Origin of the sequence: Streptomyces inhibens (assembly GCF_003389455.1) — a bacterium.
GTDB classification, from domain to species: Bacteria; Actinomycetota; Actinomycetes; order Streptomycetales; family Streptomycetaceae; genus Streptomyces; species Streptomyces inhibens.
In genome coordinates, this window is sequence record NZ_QUAC01000146.1 from 1 (window position 1) to 16,944 (window position 16,944).

General features: G+C 72.1%; 14 protein-coding genes and 2 pseudogenes. 9 read left to right on the forward strand and 7 right to left on the reverse strand.

Annotation, left to right across the window (positions count from 1 at the left end; all coding sequences use genetic code 11):
* Positions 1 to 719, forward strand: a pseudogene (locus DY245_RS18855) (hypothetical protein); the annotation flags it as partial.
* Positions 720 to 952: 233 nt separating this feature from the next.
* Here DY245_RS18855 and DY245_RS18860 read toward each other — a convergent pair.
* Positions 953 to 1,432 (reverse strand): DUF1453 domain-containing protein, encoded by a 480-nt coding sequence (locus tag DY245_RS18860; RefSeq protein ID WP_128508421.1) that lies wholly within the window; start codon positions 1,430 to 1,432, stop codon positions 953 to 955.
* Positions 1,433 to 1,652: 220 nt separating this feature from the next.
* Between DY245_RS18860 and DY245_RS18865 the strand changes: the two genes are divergently transcribed.
* Positions 1,653 to 2,285 (forward strand): TetR/AcrR family transcriptional regulator, encoded by a 633-nt coding sequence (locus DY245_RS18865; protein ID WP_128508422.1) that lies wholly within the window; start codon positions 1,653 to 1,655, stop codon positions 2,283 to 2,285.
* A gap of 53 nt (positions 2,286 to 2,338) precedes the next feature.
* Here DY245_RS18865 and DY245_RS18870 read toward each other — a convergent pair whose 3' ends face one another.
* Both DY245_RS18870 and DY245_RS18875 read right to left on the reverse strand, forming a co-directional pair.
* Positions 2,339 to 3,481: an NADH-quinone oxidoreductase subunit D gene (locus DY245_RS18870; protein WP_128508423.1), complete on the reverse strand. Its 1,143-nt coding sequence runs from the start codon at positions 3,479 to 3,481 to the stop codon at positions 2,339 to 2,341.
* 43 nt (positions 3,482 to 3,524) lie between these two features.
* A complete protein-coding gene (locus DY245_RS18875; protein ID WP_128508424.1) occupies positions 3,525 to 4,577 on the reverse strand; it encodes an SAM-dependent methyltransferase in 1,053 nt (350 codons plus the stop codon).
* A 176-nt stretch (positions 4,578 to 4,753) separates the two neighbouring features.
* Between DY245_RS18875 and DY245_RS18880 the strand changes: the two genes are divergently transcribed.
* From DY245_RS18880 to DY245_RS18890, 3 genes are all read left to right on the forward strand, one after another.
* Positions 4,754 to 5,953 carry a sensor histidine kinase gene (locus DY245_RS18880; RefSeq protein ID WP_128508425.1) on the forward strand — a complete coding sequence of 400 codons (1,200 nt, stop codon included), beginning with the start codon at positions 4,754 to 4,756 and terminating at the stop codon, positions 5,951 to 5,953.
* A gap of 99 nt (positions 5,954 to 6,052) precedes the next feature.
* The gene (locus DY245_RS18885) at positions 6,053 to 6,736 is read left to right on the forward strand and encodes a response regulator (RefSeq protein WP_128508426.1); all 684 of its coding nucleotides are present in this window, start codon (positions 6,053 to 6,055) and stop codon (positions 6,734 to 6,736) included.
* Between the two features lie 180 nt (positions 6,737 to 6,916).
* The gene (locus tag DY245_RS18890) at positions 6,917 to 7,636 is read left to right on the forward strand and encodes a glycoside hydrolase family 75 protein (RefSeq protein ID WP_128508427.1); all 720 of its coding nucleotides are present in this window, start codon (positions 6,917 to 6,919) and stop codon (positions 7,634 to 7,636) included.
* A 92-nt stretch (positions 7,637 to 7,728) separates the two neighbouring features.
* Here the strand turns inward: DY245_RS18890 and DY245_RS18895 are convergent, their stop codons facing one another.
* Complete coding sequence (locus DY245_RS18895) at positions 7,729 to 8,844, reverse strand: DUF5937 family protein (protein ID WP_128508428.1); 1,116 nt, start codon at positions 8,842 to 8,844, stop codon at positions 7,729 to 7,731.
* Between the two features lie 100 nt (positions 8,845 to 8,944).
* Between DY245_RS18895 and DY245_RS18900 the strand changes: the two genes are divergently transcribed.
* Entirely contained in the window at positions 8,945 to 9,229 is a 285-nt protein-coding gene (locus DY245_RS18900) for a hypothetical protein (RefSeq protein ID WP_244943122.1), read from the forward strand.
* An 88-nt stretch (positions 9,230 to 9,317) separates the two neighbouring features.
* Here the strand turns inward: DY245_RS18900 and DY245_RS18905 are convergent, their stop codons facing one another.
* Together DY245_RS18905 and DY245_RS18910 are read right to left on the reverse strand one after the other, a co-directional pair.
* Positions 9,318 to 10,631, reverse strand: coding sequence for an alpha/beta hydrolase family protein (locus DY245_RS18905; protein ID WP_128508429.1), 1,314 nt, complete (start codon positions 10,629 to 10,631; stop codon positions 9,318 to 9,320).
* Positions 10,632 to 10,926: 295 nt separating this feature from the next.
* Positions 10,927 to 12,014, reverse strand: a pseudogene (locus DY245_RS18910) (RNA-guided endonuclease InsQ/TnpB family protein); the annotation flags it as partial.
* A 398-nt stretch (positions 12,015 to 12,412) separates the two neighbouring features.
* On the opposite strand from DY245_RS18910, the gene DY245_RS18915 reads away from it, so the two are divergent.
* The gene (locus tag DY245_RS18915) at positions 12,413 to 13,411 is read left to right on the forward strand and encodes an ArsR/SmtB family transcription factor (RefSeq protein ID WP_128508430.1); all 999 of its coding nucleotides are present in this window, start codon (positions 12,413 to 12,415) and stop codon (positions 13,409 to 13,411) included.
* On the opposite strand, the gene DY245_RS18920 is transcribed toward DY245_RS18915, so the two are convergent.
* A complete protein-coding gene (locus DY245_RS18920) occupies positions 13,396 to 14,595 on the reverse strand; it encodes a threonine aldolase family protein (RefSeq protein ID WP_128508433.1) in 1,200 nt (399 codons plus the stop codon). The genes DY245_RS18915 and DY245_RS18920 overlap by 16 nt on opposite strands.
* A gap of 600 nt (positions 14,596 to 15,195) precedes the next feature.
* Between DY245_RS18920 and DY245_RS18925 the strand changes: the two genes are divergently transcribed.
* The gene (locus tag DY245_RS18925; protein ID WP_128508431.1) at positions 15,196 to 16,173 is read left to right on the forward strand and encodes a Rossmann-like and DUF2520 domain-containing protein; all 978 of its coding nucleotides are present in this window, start codon (positions 15,196 to 15,198) and stop codon (positions 16,171 to 16,173) included.
* Positions 16,170 to 16,944, forward strand: a 775-nt coding sequence (panC, locus tag DY245_RS18930; RefSeq protein ID WP_128508432.1) for a pantoate--beta-alanine ligase, incomplete at its 3' end; no start/stop codon positions are given. The genes DY245_RS18925 and panC, both read left to right, overlap by 4 nt.

The window sequence follows — 16,944 nt, forward strand, 5'->3', positions numbered from 1 at the left end:
CGGCCCGGCGCGAGCCCGCCACGCAGCCGGACCGCCCCGCCGCGGCCCCGACCACCGCCACCTACGCCCAGGCCGCCCAGGCGCTCCGCCAGTTGGCCCGCAACGCCGCCCGGCAGCACGCCGCCCAGAGCACCCAGCGGGACGGCGTCCGGGCCGAAACGGCGGGCCCGCCCGGACAGCGGGCCGGCCGTGCGGCCCAGGGCGGTCAGGACGGTGACACCGGCCGGGGGAATGCCGAGGCGGCTGCCGAGCAGCGCACGGGCGACGCACCTCACGCCCGTACGGCCACCGCCGCCGGACCCGCGCTCCGTCCGGTCCCGGCGGCCGCCGCCGCCATCGCACCGTCCCGCCCCGCCGCATCCCGTGCGCTGGGCGGCTTCGACTTCTTCGGCACCGCGGCCGCCGACCAGCCCCGGCAGCTGACCGCGCCGCTGGAGGACGATCTGGCGGACGTCGTCGGCGACGAGGCCCTGGCGGAGCAGTCGGTGCGTGCGCAGACGCGTACGGGCCGGCACGCGGGGGACGCCGCGGCCGAGCAGGCCGACGGCGCGGCGGCCGGGGAGGCGACGGCGGGTGACCGGACCGCCGCCGACGAGCGGCCCGACGCCCTCGTGGCCGACGGCGAGACGACCACCGGCGTCGGTGCGGTCATCGATCTGACCGCACACGACGAGACCGAACAGCTCGACCTCGGCGAGCTGCGCAGCGCCATTTCCTGACACCGCGGCATCTGCCGCCCCACCCGTTCGACCGCTTGGCCCCCGAAGCTCCCACGAGTTTCCGGGGCCAAGCGGCTTTTCCGGCCGGCATGCCCCGGCTGCGTGGCCCACAACGGAGCCGGCACCGCCCTGGTGGCCCACAACGGAGCCGGCAACGCCCTGATCGGCACGGGCGCCGTTGTCCACAGGGTGTGGATGAAGTGTGCGGGCGTGAAGGAGCCGTGTGTCGCGTCTCAGATCCGCCGGCGTTCCGGGGCGAACGGCGTGCCGCTCGCCAGCCCGCGGCAGCCGACCACCAGCGCCTCGCCCAGGAAGCTGACGCCAATGCCGAGTTGGACGGGGCGGGCGTCTTCGTGCATCCCCATTTTCACCGCCAGCAGCCCGAAGCCGGCCATGCCGAGCAGGGATATGACGGCCACGGCGAACGTGCGGCCCGTATAGCGCTGCCAGAGGACGCCGTCCCGGTCGAACAGCTGGATGGTGGTGCCGCGCAGGGCGCCGAGCGCGCAGCCCAGGAGGGCGCCGGCGGTGGCCCAGGCGATGTCGCTGCCGGTCAGGTCCTCGGCCTTGGCCACGGCGAAGACGCCGATGGCGATGAGGACGACCGGTGGCGCGAACAGATCGCGGGCGTTGAGCGGTTCGCCTCGCAGCCGCTTGATGATCACGGCGATGACGGCGACGAGGATCAGCGCCGCGAGCAGCCAGCCGTTCATGGTTCCCCCTGGTTTTCGGTGCAGTGTCGATGCGGTGTCGTGTGGCGTCGGTGCGTTGGCGTGCGTTGACGTGCGTTGACGTGCGTTGACGTGGCGTGTCGTGCGGTGTCGTCGGTCTTCGTGGACGGCAGGGCAGCGGGCGGTAGCCGGAGCGGCGGCCGGATTATTTAGCTCGCTCGTGCCAAAAAATAATTTAGCGCGGGTGTGCCACAATCGCAATATGCCGAAGATCGTCGACCCCCGGGCCCGCCGCCGCGCCGTCGCCGAGGCCGTACTCCGCGTGGTGCGCCGAGAAGGGGTGGCGGGCGCGTCGCTCCGTAACGTCGCCGAGGAAGCGGGCCTGGCCATCGGGTCGGTCCGCCATTACTTCAGCGACCACGACGAAGTGATGATCTTCGCGATGCAGGAGCTCGGCGCCCGTATCGAGTACCGCGTGGGCAGCCATGCCGAGCGGCTGCTCGACCCCGGGGCGGCGGGCGAGCGCCGCACCCGCGCGGAGGAGCTGCTCGCCGAATTCCTGCCGTTGGACGACGAGCGCCGGGAGGAGGGCATGCTCTGGCAGGCATTCACGACCGCCGCCCGTACGCGCCCCGAACTGCGCCCGCACGCGGTCGAGTTGGAAGCCGGTATGCGGGATCTGCTGATGCGGATGCTGCGCGGCGGCCAGGAGGCGGGCAGCCTGCCGGAGGATCTGGACCTGGAGCTGGAGACGCTACGGCTGTCGGCCCTGCTCGACGGCCTCACCCTGCAGGCGACGCTGGAACCGGACCGGGTCACACCGGATCTGCTCCGCAGCGTCCTGCGCCGCCATCTCCAGAGCCTCCGCAAGGAGGAGGGGGAGCGGGGCGCCTGAGCGCCCAGGCACCCGGGGCACGTCCCAGCCCACCCGGAGAGTGTCGCCGCCGCCTACTTGTCGATGTCGCCGACGACGAAGAACAGCGAGCCGAGAATGGCGACCATGTCGGCGACCAGCGTGCCCGGCAGCAGCTCCACCAGCGCCTGGATGTTGTTGTACGACGCCGAGCGCAGCTTGAGACGGTAGGGGGTCTTGTCGCCCTTGGAGACGAGGTAGTAGCCGTTGATGCCGAGGGGGTTCTCGGTCCAGGCGTAGGTCGTACCCTCGGGAGCCTTCAGAACCTTGGGGAGCCGCTGGTTGATCGGCCCCGGCGGCAGCTCCGCGATCCGGTCCAGGCAGGCATCGGCAAGATCGAGGGAGTTGTGGCTCTGGTCCAGCAGGCACTCGAAGCGGGCCAGGCAGTCGCCCTCCTCACGGGTGACGACCTTGAGCGTGGACCGCAGCTCCCCGTAGGCGAGGTACGGCTCGTCGCGCCGCAGGTCGAAGTCGACACCGGAGGCGCGGGCGATCGGCCCGGAGACGCCGTACGCATGCACCGTCTCGGGCGCGAGCACACCGATCCCGCGGGTCCGGCCGCGGAAGATCTCGTTTCCCAGGACCAGGTTGTCGAAGACGTCCATACGGGAGCGCACATCGGCGACGGCCTGCCGGGCCCGGCCGAGCCAGCCCGCCGGCAGGTCCTCCTTGAGGCCGCCGACACGGTTGAACATGTAGTGCATCCGGCCGCCGGAGATCTCCTCCATGACGGTCTGGAGCTCCTCGCGCTCACGGAACGCGTAAAAGACGGGGGTGATCCCGCCCAGCTCCAGGGGGTACGAGCCGAGGAACATCAGATGGTTCAGCACGCGGTTCAGCTCGGCGAGCAGCGTCCGCGTCCACACGGCGCGCTCGGGCACCTCCATGCCGAGCATCCGCTCGACGCCCATCACCACGCCCAGCTCGTTGGAGAACGCCGACAGCCAGTCGTGCCGGTTGGCGAGCATGATGATCTGGCGGTAGTCGCGCGCCTCGAAGAGCTTCTCGGCGCCTCGGTGCATATAGCCGATCACCGGCTCGGCGTGCCGGATGCGCTCGCCGTCCAGGACGAGGCGCAACCGCAGCACACCGTGTGTGGAGGGGTGCTGCGGGCCGATGTTCAGCACCATGTCGGTGCTCTCCGCCGCGCCGCCGATGCCGACCGTCGTCTCCGTCATGGGAACAGTCTCGCAGCACGCCGTCCCGGGGCCCTCGTGGCCCTCAGGCGCCTCCGGGCTTGAGCAGTCCCGCACACCGGTCGCCCACCGGCTCCAGCAGCCAGCCGAAGCCGCCCAGGCCCGCCGGATCGGTCAGCTCCGCCCCCGAGCCGGCCGCGCTCAGGGCCCGTACGTAACCGGCCGGGTCGGTGGAGGCCAGGGCGAGCGGCGGGCGGCGGCCGTCCACTCCCAGGGCGTGCAGCGCCTCGCGCTGGGTCAGCCGCTCGGCCGACGGTCCGGCGCAGGCGTCCAGCGCGACATGCGCCGTGATGTCGCAGCTGCCGTCCGGGACGGGGTGCACCTCGCGGCCGTCGCGGAAGCCGGTGAGCGTGCCGAAGAGCGGGCGGCCGCCCCGTTCGTGCGCGTAGTCGGCGGCGACGGCGAGCCCGGCGCGCAGCGTACGGACGGCCCGCGCCCAGGCCTCGTCCCGGGGGCGGCCGATTTCGGCGCGGATCCCGGGGGCGGGGGCGCCGCCCGTGGTTGCGGTGTCTTCGGTGGCGTCCGCGGCCAGCGGCGGCGTCCACCACCGGCGCAGCCATTCCGCGTCCGCGCCGTCCACCGGCCCGCCCAGCCGTTCCGTGCCGTCGGCGCGTACGAGAACCCGGCGCGGCACTCCGTCCGCGTCCGTCTCCACGACGTCCACCGGCACATTGTCGAGCCATTCGTTCGCGAACAGCAGGCCGGTGACCGAGCCCGGGGCGGGCAGCTCGGCCAGCCAGCCGATCCGCGGGTCCAGGCCCTGAGGGCGGGCGGCGCGCTCGACGGCGTACGGGCGCAGCCGCGCGCCCACCTCGTCCGGCAGCGCGGCCAGTACGCCGGTCAGCAGCTCACCGCGCCCCGCGCCCACATCGACCAGCGTCAGCCCGTCCGGATGGCCGAGGGCGTCATCGACGCGGCACAGGAGGGTGGCGACGGCGCCGGCGTAGAGCGGGGAGACATGCACGGAGGTGCGGAAATGCCCGGCCGGGCCGGGGCCTCCGGGCCGGGTGTAGAAGCCGTCGTCCGGTCCGTACAGCGCCCGCTCCGTCGCATCCCGCCAGCCGCACCACTCGTTCATCACCCGCCCCACGGTACGGGCGGGCGCCGGCTCGCCCCTACGGGCTGGCGCACCAGCTGTCCCCGAGTCCGACACATTTGGCGCATAGAGTCTCCACCTTGGGGAGTACGCCCGGCGTACAGGATCGCTCCTCCGGTTGACTCGTACACCTATCCGCCCTGCCTACGCTGGGTTACGTGCAGCGCCTCTACGACTTCTTCCGCAGGCACCCGACGGGAGTGGACACCTTCTGGGCCGTCCTTCTCCTCGGGTTCAGCAGCCTGTGGCTCGTGTCCGAAGTCCGGGGCGTCCACCAGCCCATCGCCACGCTCTTCACCATCGGCCTCTGCCTCGTCATCGCGCTGCGCCGCAAATACCCCGAGAAGATGCTGCTGCTGACGGCCGCCATCGGCATCGGCCAACTGATCTTCGGCATCCCGTTCAATCCGGGCGACTTCGCGATGTTCGTGATCACGTACACCGTCGCGTCCGGCACCACCCGCTGGGCCTCCCGCTGCGCTCTTGCCGGCGCCCTCGTGGGTCCCGCCCTCTCCCTGTGGCGCTTCTCGGCGGGGCCCGCCGACCGGCCGGCGTGGGCCATGCCGTTCTTCACGGCGCTGCTCACCGTGCCCTTCGTGCTCGCCTGGGTGCTCGGCGACTCCATGCGCACCCGGCGCGCGTACTGGGCGCAGCTGGAGGAGAAGGCCGCCCGGCTGGAGAAGGAGCGCGAGGCGCAGGCCCGGATCGCGGTCGCGGCCGAGCGCGCCCGGATCGCCCGTGAGCTGCACGACGTCGTCGCGCACAATGTCTCGGTGATGGTCGTCCAGGCCGATGGCGCCGCCTACGTCCTGGATGCCGCGCCCGAACAGACCCGGCAGGCCCTGGAGACGATCTCCGGCACCGGCCGCCAGGCGCTGGCCGAGATGCGCCGGCTGCTGGGCGTGCTGCGCACCGGCGAACAGCCCGAGGGCGGCGAATACGTCCCCCAGCCGGGCGTCGAACAGCTCACCGACCTCATGGACCAGGTACGCGGCGCCGGACTGCCGGTCGACTTCCGGGTGGAGGGCGAGCCGCGGCCGCTGCCCAGCAGCGTCGAACTGACCGCGTACCGCATCGTCCAGGAAGCGCTCACCAACACCCGCAAACACGGCGGCCCCGACGTCGGCGCGACCGTCCGCCTCTCCTACAAGGACGACGATCTCGATCTGCTGGTCGAGGACGACGGACGCGGCGCGCAGCACGAGCTCTACGAAGAGGGCGGCGCGGACGGCCTCGGCCACGGCCTGATCGGGATGCGCGAGCGGGTCGGCATGGTCGGTGGCAGCCTGACGGCGGGGCCGCGGCCGGGCGGCGGCTTCCGGGTCAGCGCCGTACTGCCGCTCAAACCGACCCGGTGAGGGCATCGCCCGGCCTGGTAGGACGCGCCGACGAGTCCCACCCCACCGCACTCCACCCCGTACGCTCAGCCCACTCGTGCTCGAAGGGATCCCCCTGCCATGACCATCCGCGTGATGCTCGTCGACGACCAGATGCTGCTGCGCACCGGCTTCCGGATGGTGCTGGCCGCACAGCCCGACATGGAAGTCGTCGCGGAGGCGGGTGACGGTGTGCAGGCCCTGGAGGTGCTGCGCTCCACCAAGGTCGATGTGATCCTCATGGACGTCCGTATGCCGCATCTGGACGGGGTCGAGGCCACCCGCCGGATCTGCGAGGGCGGGCAGAGGGAAGGCGCCCCGAAGGTGCTCATCCTGACCACCTTCGACCTGGACGAATACGCCTTCTCCGCGCTGAAGGCCGGGGCCAGCGGCTTCATGCTCAAGGACGTGCCGCCCAACGAACTGCTCGCCGCGATCCGGGCGGTGGACAGCGGCGACGCGGTCGTCGCACCGTCCACCACCCGCCGGCTCCTCGACCGCTTCTCGCCGATGCTGCCCGCCACCTCCGCCGAATCGGCCCGCCCCGAGCTGGAACGGCTGACGGGCCGTGAGCGGGAGGTGCTGCTGCTGGTCGCCCAGGGCCTGTCGAACGGCGAGATCGCGGCACGGCTGGTGCTGTCCGAGGCCACCGTCAAAACCCATGTCGGCCGCATCCTCACCAAGCTGAACCTCCGGGACCGGGTCCAGGCGGTGGTGCTCGCGTACGAGACGGGGTTGGTGCGGGCCGGGGGAGCGGGGGCGTAGATCCTCGGGCGGTTGGGCGGGCGGGGCGGCGGGCGATGGGCGGGCCGGGCGGCGGACGTATCGGCGGACGGATCGGTCTACATACCGGCGGACGTCGGTCGACGCAGGGTTGACGGGGACACGTAAGGGGGAGCAGATTGGCGCGCGGTAAGGAAGCTTTCCTAACAGAAGGGTTCCCTCGTGCGCAGAAGAACTCTCGCTCTCGCCACCGCCTCCGGCGCCGCCCTGCTCGCCGCCGCGGCCCTCCCCGCCAGCGCCCAGCCCTCCGCACACGGCGCCATGACCACCGCCGCCAAGGGGGACGGCATCCAGGAAGGCACGGTCGGCGCGGCCGGCCTCCTGGCAAAGCTCAAGGACTGTTCGCAGCTCTCCCACGGCAAGTACCGCACGGACGAGGAGACTTCCGCCACCGTCCCGGTCTGCGGCAAGAACGGCGCGGTCTTCTGGAAGGCCGACATGGACATCGACTGCGACGGCCAGACCACCTCGAAGTGCAATGCCGACACCGACCCCTGGTACCAGGACGACACCGCCTTCCCCCAGTCCAACGGGCAGCCGCTGAACGCAGAGAAGCTGCCGTACGTGGTCGTGCCCAGCTCCAGCGGCATCTGGAACTACGCCTCGGCCGGCATCAAGGGCGGCGGCGTGGTCGCCGTCATCTATAACAACAAGGTCGAATACGCGGTCGTCGGCGACACCGGCCCCGACAAGATCATCGGCGAGGCGTCGTACGCGACCGCCAAGGGCCTGGGCATCGACCCCGACCCGGAGACCGGCGGCGTCGATTCGGGCGTCACCTACCTCCTCTTCAAGAACTCCAAGGCCTCACCGATCGAGAGCCACTCCGACGCGGTCAGCCGCGGCGACGCCCTCGCGAAGAAGTTCCTGCGGGACAACTGAGCGCGGCACGACGGCCGTAGAGCGACCGGACGGCGCCCCGGCCGCGGCACGCGCACAGCCTCAGCACCGCACAGCCTCAACGCCGCACGCCCTCAACGCAGCACGCCCTCAAGGAAGTCGCTGCCCAGCCGGGCCACCACCTGGAGGTCCAGCTGGTGCAGCACATAGCGCCCACGGCGCCGCGTCTGGATCAGCCCGGCCTTCTTCAGCATCGCGATATGCCGGGACACCTCCGGCGAGGTGATGCCGAACGCGGTCGCCAGCTCCCCCGTCGTATGCGGCCCCCGGGACAGCGTCCGGCACAGCTGCATCCGCATCGGGTGCCCCAGCGCCTCCAGCCGCTGCTGGACGAGTTCCAGCGCGGCCGGCGCCGGCAACTCCGGGCTGGCGACCGGGTACTGGAGCACCGGGCGCCATCCCGGGGCGTGGCTGAACAGCAGATGCGGCCAGCCGAACGACGTCGGCAGGAAGGTGACGCCCGGATCCGCGGCGTTCGCGAAGGCCGTCGTACGTCCCCGGGCAAGCTTGTCGACCAGGATGCGGGTGCTGCCGCTGCCACTGCCGTCCTGCGCGTCCTCCAGGGACAGCGCCCGCGATGTCGCGGACAGCGTCTCGGCCAGGCCCTTGTGGCGCAGCAGCTCGGTCTTGTGCCGGGCGTCGGCCGCCAGCTGGATGCTCACCCGCCGCCAGATGTCCCCGAAGAAGGCCTGCTCACAGTCCTCCAGCAGACGGCGCAGCCACACCCGCAGGCCGTCCGGGTCGGTGAGCATCCGGTCGGTGAAGGCCGCCTGCCGCGGGCCGCGCGCGGCGGCCATCTCCCGTACCCGGGCCCGCTCGTCGGCGTCGACGAGGGGCGACGGCGTGGGGCGGGTGTAGGCCGGCGAGCAGTTGATCTCGAACGCGGCGGCCACGAACCGCTCGTCGTCGATCTTGTCCAGCTCGTCCAGCTCCTCGGCCAGCGTCGCCCCGGGGCGGGCCGGCAGCAGGATGTCGGAACGGGAGGACCGCCACAGGAAATCCGCCTCGCACAGCCGGTCGGCAAGGTCGGTTTTCAGCCCCGCGTTGGTCGCGGTCACCCAGCCGTGCAGCCCGGGGTGGTGCCCCGGCTCGGACAACGCATGCAGCGCGGCGCCCAGCTCCGCCAAGGGGGAGGGCGAGAAGAGGATGCGCTCCGGCGGCAGCCCGGTGATGTCGATGACGTTGGCCATACGCCCATCATGCGCGAGGCCGCCACCTGCACGGTCGTCGATTGACGGCTCCCGTCAATCGACGCGCCCCGGGCCACCGGCCCGGCCCACAGTGAGGGGCATGAACGCCAGCCAGCAGCACCTCCTCGACACCTATCGCGCCGCCCGACGAGGCGAGGCGGCCCCACCGGACCCCGGCACCCATATCGCCCGCACCACCCGCGAAATCCACCGGTGGCATCGCTTCCAAGCCATCGTCGCTGCCCCCGGCGACCGGCTCCCGGCCCGCATCCGCCACGCCCTCCGCACAACCGTCGAGTCTCTTCTACGCACCCCTCCCCGCCGGCCGCTGCCCGAGACGACGCCCGCACCGGCGCCGAGGCCGCGCTCGGGTGCCATGCCGTGAACTCGGATGCCGTGCCCCGGCCACGGTGTGCCTCGGGCGCCGTGCCGTGAGCCGTTCCGCGCGCCGTCGCCGTCAGCCCTTGCGCCGGTCAGTGCGAAGGCAGATGCCGGGCGAAGAAGGCGTGCACGTAGTGGCGCACCGCGGGCACCGATTCGGCCGGGTCGATCGCGCCGATCAGCTTGATCCGGTTGTCGGCGGTCATCAGCCCGGCAGCCTGCAACTGGGGGACGATGGCGGCGTAGTCGGTGAACACCCAGTGCGTGGCGTTGTCGAGCTGTCGCCGGCGGGTGCATCCTCGCGAGTGGGCGAGCATGGCCGACCAGGAACGCTCCAACTCCTGCTTGTAGGAGAAGCCATCGGTCCCCAGCAGGAGCAACGGCCGGTCCACTCCGTATTGGGCGACCGGGAACAGCTTCCCTTCCTCGCCGGGCGTCTCCGGCGGGTGGTCCAGAAAGCCCTCCAGGTTGATCGCCGCGTCGATGCGGCGGTCCTCGTACATCGTCTCGGCCGCGGTGGTGCCGCCGGCCGAGTGGCCGTAGACACCCACCCGCCGCAGATCCAGTGCGCGACCGAGGTCCGCCGGCAACGGGCGCCCCGCCGCGTCGGGGTTCCGGCCGGCTGCCAGGACTTCCAGCTGGTCGAGCACGAACCGGGTGTCCGCGATCCGGGTGTCGATCACGGTGCGGAAGCGCTGCGGATCCGTCCGGGGATCTTCCCTGAAGACGGTCGTGCGGAAAGGCTCCTTCCGGTACGCCGTCGTGGTCGGGAACTCGACCTCACTGGCGTCGCCGGGGTGATCGATGGTCACCACCACATAGCCGCGGCTGGCCAGCTCTTCGGCGACGCCGGTGCCGACCGTGCGCGGGTCGCCGCCTCCCGGGCTGTACAGCAGCACCGGCCGCCGCACCGCCTGCGCGGGCGCACCCGTGTGCGCATGGGTCATGGTGGCCGCCCAGTGCACACCGCTCGCCGGCAGCCCCTCGTGGAAGGCGGGGTCGATCTGCGGGAACAGGCCCGCGGCACCCTCGGTCATCTGCGGTGCGAGCGGGTGGTCGCGGACGGTCCGGGCCGGATAGAACACCGAGACCATCACTTCCCGCACGGGGATCTCGGGCACCCACGGGTCGGGCCGGGAGCCATCGACCAGATACAGGGTGGTGAGCCCGATCCGGTACGGGCCGGTCGGCGCCGGCAGCCGTACGGTGACGTCGCCCGCGGTACGTGCCTGCGCGAGGCCCCCGCCGCCCGCGAGCAGCAGCGCGGCGGCCAGCGCGGCCGACTTGGCGACCGTACGCCGGTCCACCCCGGCGCCGCCCCCACCCCCGGGGACGGCACCGGGACCTTGCCCAGGCGCACCGGCCCGGCCTCCCCGCCCACCATCGCCGACCTTGCTGCGGAACATGGCTCTCCCCTTACGCCTCGGTGACTTCATGCCGCGTGGCTGCGCGCCTTGGAGCTGCGTGCCTTGTGGCTGCACGCCTCTGCGAGTGCGCGCCTCCGTGGCTGCACGCCTCCGCGACTTCACGCCTCTGTGGCTTCGGCCCTTGTGCCGTGCGGCGGCCCCTGAGTGAATGAAGGGGGCATGACCTGAAGGTGGCACCCGGCGGGGAGCACAGGCGAGGGTTCAGGGCCTGCCCGAAACGTTGGCGCAGCGCCACCAGGGAGAGTATTGACTCCTCCCTCTCGTGAACGAGGGGGATTCCTGGCTCACGTTGCCTGCGGCCCGGCGGACCAGCAGGTCTTACACGATCAGCACCAGCCGGGTACGAGACCAGCCCGGACGAGCATCACGCGGGCGGAGTTCTTGTCTCTGGGCGAGACGGCTCCGCACGCGCTGCACGTATACGTTCGCGTCGACAGAGGTAGTGCGTGCTTGGCTCTCGCTCCGCACTGCGCGCAGTCCATGGTGGTGTGCGCGGGGTTCACCAGGTGCACGGCACGGCCGTGCATGCGGCCCATCTCGACCAGGGCGGCCTTCGTGGCGCCGATCGCGGCATCAGCCGCCTTACGGGCCATGGTGGACTTGGCCAGGAACTTCGGACGGAAATCCTCCACCGCCAACGCATCATGATCGCGAACAACCTTCTTGGCCCTTCCCCAAGCTCTCGAACTCCGCTCGAGCAGGGGAGACCCCATTCGAGCGGTGTCCTGGCGTTGCCGGGCCACCTTCTTGTGCAGCTTCGCCGCCTGCTTTTGTGCCCGGCGGTAGCCCTTGGACCGGGTCTTTCCGCGCGGGGCGCGGCGCCGGGCCATTATCCGTTGGTAGTGCGCCAGGCGCTGTGTGGCTTTCTTTCCGTGCTCGGCGTGGGGAAGGTCGTGGGCTTCACTGGTGGTGGTCGCGGTCTCCTTCACGCCCCAGTCGATACCGATCACCGCACCCGTGGCGGGCAGGGTCTCGGCGGGGGCCGGGACGACAAAGGACGCGTACCAATGTCCGATGCTGTCGCGGTACACGCGGACGCTGGACGGGGGCTCGGGAAGTTCTCGCGACCACACCACCGTCAAGGCGACGCCCCCGGCCAGGTGCAGACGGTCGTTCTTGAGCCGGAATCCGCGCTGCGTGTAGTTCAGGCTCGGGTCTGCCTGGTGCTTCTTCTTGTACTTCGGCATCCCGGCCCGCTGACGCATCGGCAACCGGGCCTTGATGTCCCCCAGCGCCTTGGCGCGGGACTTGGCGAAATCGCGAATGAGCTGTCCCCCAGCTACCGCTGGGAGGTGCCCCCAGCTGAGGAACGCTGGACCCCTCACGCAGCCACGCCATGCGGGTGCGGGCCTGTGTCAGCATCTTGTCCAGCCGTGCCGGTCCGCACTTCTCCTCTTCGGCGTACGCCTTCTTCGACCGGGCGCAGCACTCGTTCCACACCCAACGACACCGCGCCCATTCCTCTTCAAGCGCGGCCCGTGCGGTGGACGACACACGAAGCCGGTAGGTCCACCGGGCATGCCCAAACTCCCCGCGCCTCTTCTCTTCCGTCGCCACGAATATCAACCCCTCTGGGAGGACTGACAGTTGAGAGCTCTGATCCCATCCCGTCCGCCTCACCACCGCGGTGGTTGGACACCGAACCGCCCTGCCGGCGATTCGGCTACCCCTGCCCTGCTCCGCAGGAGTCCGGTTCTCCCCCGCAAGCGGGAGGTACCCCCACCCCGGCCTGAACGCCGGGACCTCCTCGGAGGGGCCCGGTGATCCGGATCCACTTCACGGCCGCCGACTTCGCCCGGGTCCGGTTCGCGTCCCGGCCGGCCCCGTTGCAGGAGCTGAACGCGGCGTTCAGCAAGATGTGCCGCCCCGACGACGCATTGCTCTTCGGTCGCTGGAGACAACGGGTGCTCCGGTCCTTGCCGGTCAGCGTCGTGCCGCTGGGGGACCTGGTCCCCGCGGACGAGGCCCCCAAGTTCATCGATGTGTTCAGCGACAGCCTGGAGGAGGGACTGGAAACCGTCCGGGCGTCGCCCCCGGACCTGGTCCGCTCCGAGATCGAGCGCGTGTATGCCGAGCGCCCCTCCCCGGCCCCGCTGTGGATCCGCGACCTGCACCGGGGAGACGCCGAGGCCTGGCAGATCCTCGGCCGTGCACAGCGTGCGGCCTTCGATACGGTGCTGCGTCCCGCGTGGCCCTTGGTGCAGGACCTGCACCAGACGGAGTTCACCCGCCATGCCCTGGCCGTGGCCGAGCACGGTATCGGCGCCGCACTCGCCGAACTCCTGCCCGGCGCCCGGCTGGACGAGGACGTCTGGGAGCTGGAGGCACCCTTCGAGCAGGACATCAAGCTGCGCGGTCGTGGTGTGCTGCTACTGCCCACCTTCCACTGGACCGGCCACCCCCTCCTCGCCGACCTGCCCGGTCACCCCCTGGCCGTCACCTACCCGGCCGGTCCGGGAGTGCCGCTTCCACTCGACGGGGCGGGCCGCACGGACGACGCACTGGCCGGGGTGCTCGGACGGACCCGCCTCGACATCCTGCTCGTGCTCGCGGAAGAACACACCACCAGCGAGCTCGCCCGACGCCTGCGCGTCAGCAATGCCACCGCCTCCGCCCACACCGCCGCGCTACGCGGCGCGGGCCTGATCACCACGGTCCGCGCCGGACGGGCGGTCCTGCACCAACGCACTGCTCTGGGAAGCCTGTTGGTTCGGCGACGTGGCGGACCAGACCGGCGCGGGCCTCACCCCGCTCCCTGACGCGTCCCTCCCGGCTCACCGCCCACACGCCCCACCAAGCCCACGAACTCCGCGACCGCCGCACGCACATCGTCGGCCGTCCAGTCCAGGGCGGACGCGCCGACCTTCACCTCCGTCAGTGCCACTCCGGGCGGTCCGGCCGCGCCCGGCTCGTACCACCTGCGGAACAGCGTCGTCCTGGTCTCCTCCGCCTGTCGTACGACGGCCTCGTTCAGCACCTCGGGTGGGTGCGGCAGCCACACCTGGAACTCATGGGTGTGCGGAACCTGCGGGTGCACCCTGAACCACGGCACGCCGGCGTCGGCCAGGCTGTCTTGCAGTGCCCGCGCCACCACCTTCGCGTGCGCCACGTAGTCCGGCAGCCGCGGTAGTTCGCGGTCCAGGCCGGACAGCGCGGCCAGCGCGGCCGGCCACTGCTGGAACAGCTGGCCGCCATAGCGGTGCCGCCAGGCCCGTGCCTCCGCCACGAAGTCCTCGGTGCCCGCGAGGGCGGCGCCCGATATGCCGTCCAGCGACTTGTAGTAGGAGACATACACACTGTCCGCGAGGGCCGCGATCTCCGGGAGGGTGCGGCCGAAGTGCGGGCCGCACTCCCATAGCCGCGCGCCGTCGAAGTGCACCACCGCATCGCGCTCCCGCGCCGCCGCCACGGTCGCGGTCAGCTCGTCCCACTCCGGCAGCACGAATCCGGCGTCCCGCAGCGGAAGTTCGAGCGCAAGGGTCCCGAACGGCTCCTGGAGGTCGTATAGCTCCGCGGCGGTCGGCAGTCGCGGTGCGCTCGTCGGATGCACCATGCGCAGCCCGCTGACCACCGCATAGGCATCGCGCTCATGCACCTCCAGATGCGACAGCGGATGGCCGGCGACAGTGGCGTTGCCCGTACGCCCCGCCCAGCAGCGCAGCGCCACCTGCTGGGCCATCGTGCCGGTCGGGAAGAAGGCGGCGGCCTCGGTGCCCAGGGCGTCCGCGGTCCGGCGTTCCAGCTCGCCGACTATGCCGTCCTCGTTGGCGTAGATGTCGATCCAGTTGTCCAGGTCGTAGGCGGCGGGAGCGTCGGCCACCAGGCGGTTCAGCCGCTCGCGGACCGTGTCGATCGGCGGGCCGCCCGCCAGCACCCGCTCCGAGCCACGGAAGGCCGCGAGCCTCCGCGCCCGTGAGACCGGAGCCCCCGCCGAGCCACTCACAGCAGAGCCCGCCGAGCCGCTCGCGGAAGCGCCCGTCGAGCCGTCCACCGGAGCGACCGGCGAGCCGTCCGCCGCAGCGACCAACGCACTGTCCGCCAAGCCGTCCGCCGAAGCGCTCGCCGAAGCCCTCGCCGGGCCGTCCGCCGCGCCGCCTGGAGCATCACCCGGACCGCCGCTCGAAGCCCCCACCGGGCCGTCCACCGGGCCGTCCGCCGAGCCGTCCGCCGAGCCACTCGTTGCGCCGTCCGCCGAAGTGTCCGCCGGGCCGACCGCCGGGCCGACCGCCGCGCCGTTCGAAGCGCCATCCGTCTCACCGCCGCCCGAAGCGTCCCGCCAGGTCCCGCCCGGAACGCCTCCGCCTTCTTCTTCCCTCATGTGCCTCACATGCCCCCCTGCCTGCCATTCCTCGCGTGCTTTTCGCGCGCCGTTGCCCCGATCATGACGCAGCCCGTCGCGGGCCCGCGACCCCTGTGGATAACTCACGAAAGAGACCCCCGTCTCACCCTCCGTACAGCTCTCAAGCCCGCCGGAAACGCTCGCGTAGCATGGCGAGGAATCGTCCGGTACCCCCCGCGGACTGGAACGGAAGGCCATCGCCGCGTGAACGCAATTCCACCCATCGAGGCCCAGGACCGCCCCGCCCGGCTGACCGTCGGAGTCGTCGGCGCGGGTCGTGTCGGGCCCGCCCTCGCCGCGTCGCTGCAGCTCGCAGGGCATCGCCCGGTTGCCGTGTCGGGAGTCTCCGACGCCTCCGTACGACGCGCCGCCGAGCTGCTGCCCGACGTTCCGCTGGTCCCCCCGGCCGAGGTGCTCGCCCGCGCCGAGCTCGTCCTGCTGACCGTCCCCGACGACGCCCTCGCCGACCTGGTGAGCGGCCTCGCGGAGACCGGCGCCGTACGGCCCGGCCAGCTGCTGGTGCACACCTCGGGGCGCTACGGAACGGCGGTGCTGGACCCGGCCACCCGGGCCGGCGCTCTGCCGCTCGCGCTGCACCCGGCCATGACGTTCACCGGCACCTCCGTGGACGTCCAGCGGCTGGCCGGCTGCTCGTTCGGTGTGACCGCGCCCGAGGAGCTGCGGATGGCCGCGGAGGCGCTGGTCATCGAGATGGGCGGGGAGCCCGAGTGGATCGCGGAATCCGCCCGTCCGCTCTACCACGCGGCGCTCGCCATCGGTGCGAACCACCTGGTCACGCTCGTCGCCCAGTCGATGGAGCTGCTGCGCGACGCGGGTGTGCAGGCCCCGGACCGGATGCTGGGCCCGCTGCTCGGCGCCGCCCTGGACAACGCCCTGCGGTCCGGTGACGCCGCGCTGACCGGCCCGGTCGCACGCGGAGACGCGGGCACCGTCGCCGCCCATGTGACCGAGCTGCGCCGGCACGCGCCACAGAGCGTCGCCGGGTATCTCGCCATGGCCCGGATGACCGCGGACCGGGCGCTGGCCCACGGTCTGCTCAAGCCGGAACTGGCCGAGGACCTGCTCGGCGTGCTCGCCGACCCCGACGAGGGCCCCGCTCCCGGCACCTCCGGCCCGGCCACCGACGCCCCCGACGACGGCCCCGAAGGAGGCGACCGATGACCTCCTCCCCGATGAGCCCGCCCCCGGGCCCGGACGCGCCGTCGCCCTCCCGGCCCGTCCACCTGGTCCACACCGCCGCCGCCCTCCGTGACCTGCCGCGCGGCACCGGCGCGCGCGGCGTCGTCATGACCATGGGAGCGCTGCACGAGGGCCACGCGATCCTGATCCGCACCGCCCGTCGCCGGGTCGGGCCGCAGGGCCAGGTCGTCGTCACGGTCTTCGTCAATCCGCTGCAGTTCGGGGCGGGCGAGGACCTGGACCGCTATCCGCGCACCCTGGACGCGGATGTCGAGCTGGCCACCGCGGCGGGTGCGGACGTGGTCTTCGCCCCGTCGGTGGACGAGGTCTATCCGGGCGGCGAGCCCCAGATCCGGATCGCTGCCGGCCCCATGGGCACCCTCCTGGAGGGCGCCAGCCGCCCGGGCCACTTCGACGGCGTGCTGACCGTCGTCGCCAAGCTGCTGCATCTGACCGCCCCCGACATCGCGTTCTACGGGCAGAAGGACGCCCAGCAGCTCGCCGTCATCACGCGGATGGCCGCCGACCTCAACTTCCCCGTCGAGATCGTCGGCGTCCCCACGGTGCGCGAGGACGACGGGCTCGCCCTGTCGAGCCGTAACCGCTACCTCTCCTCCCCGGAGCGGCACACCGCGCTCGCGCTGTCCGCGTCGCTGTTCGCGGCCCGCGACCGGCTCGCCGCCGAGGAGGCGCTGCGCGCCCGCGCCGCCTCCACGGGCCACCCGGCGCAGGACCGCTCCGCGGCGCTGGCCG

Excerpts from the sequence above, each read along its gene's own strand:
- DY245_RS18895 (WP_128508428.1), bottom strand. The coding sequence starts at position 8,844 with ATGGCCAACGTCATCGACATCACCGGGCTGCCGCCGGAGCGCATCCTC.
- DY245_RS18870 (WP_128508423.1), bottom strand. The coding sequence starts at position 3,481 with ATGACGGAGACGACGGTCGGCATCGGCGGCGCGGCGGAGAGCACCGAC.
- DY245_RS18900 (WP_244943122.1), top strand. The coding sequence starts at position 8,945 with ATGAACGCCAGCCAGCAGCACCTCCTCGACACCTATCGCGCCGCCCGA.
- DY245_RS18860 (WP_128508421.1), bottom strand. The coding sequence starts at position 1,432 with ATGAACGGCTGGCTGCTCGCGGCGCTGATCCTCGTCGCCGTCATCGCC.
- DY245_RS18885 (WP_128508426.1), top strand. The coding sequence starts at position 6,053 with ATGACCATCCGCGTGATGCTCGTCGACGACCAGATGCTGCTGCGCACC.
- DY245_RS18905 (WP_128508429.1), bottom strand. The coding sequence starts at position 10,631 with ATGTTCCGCAGCAAGGTCGGCGATGGTGGGCGGGGAGGCCGGGCCGGT.
- DY245_RS18875 (WP_128508424.1), bottom strand. The coding sequence starts at position 4,577 with ATGAACGAGTGGTGCGGCTGGCGGGATGCGACGGAGCGGGCGCTGTAC.
- DY245_RS18865 (WP_128508422.1), top strand. The coding sequence starts at position 1,653 with ATGCCGAAGATCGTCGACCCCCGGGCCCGCCGCCGCGCCGTCGCCGAG.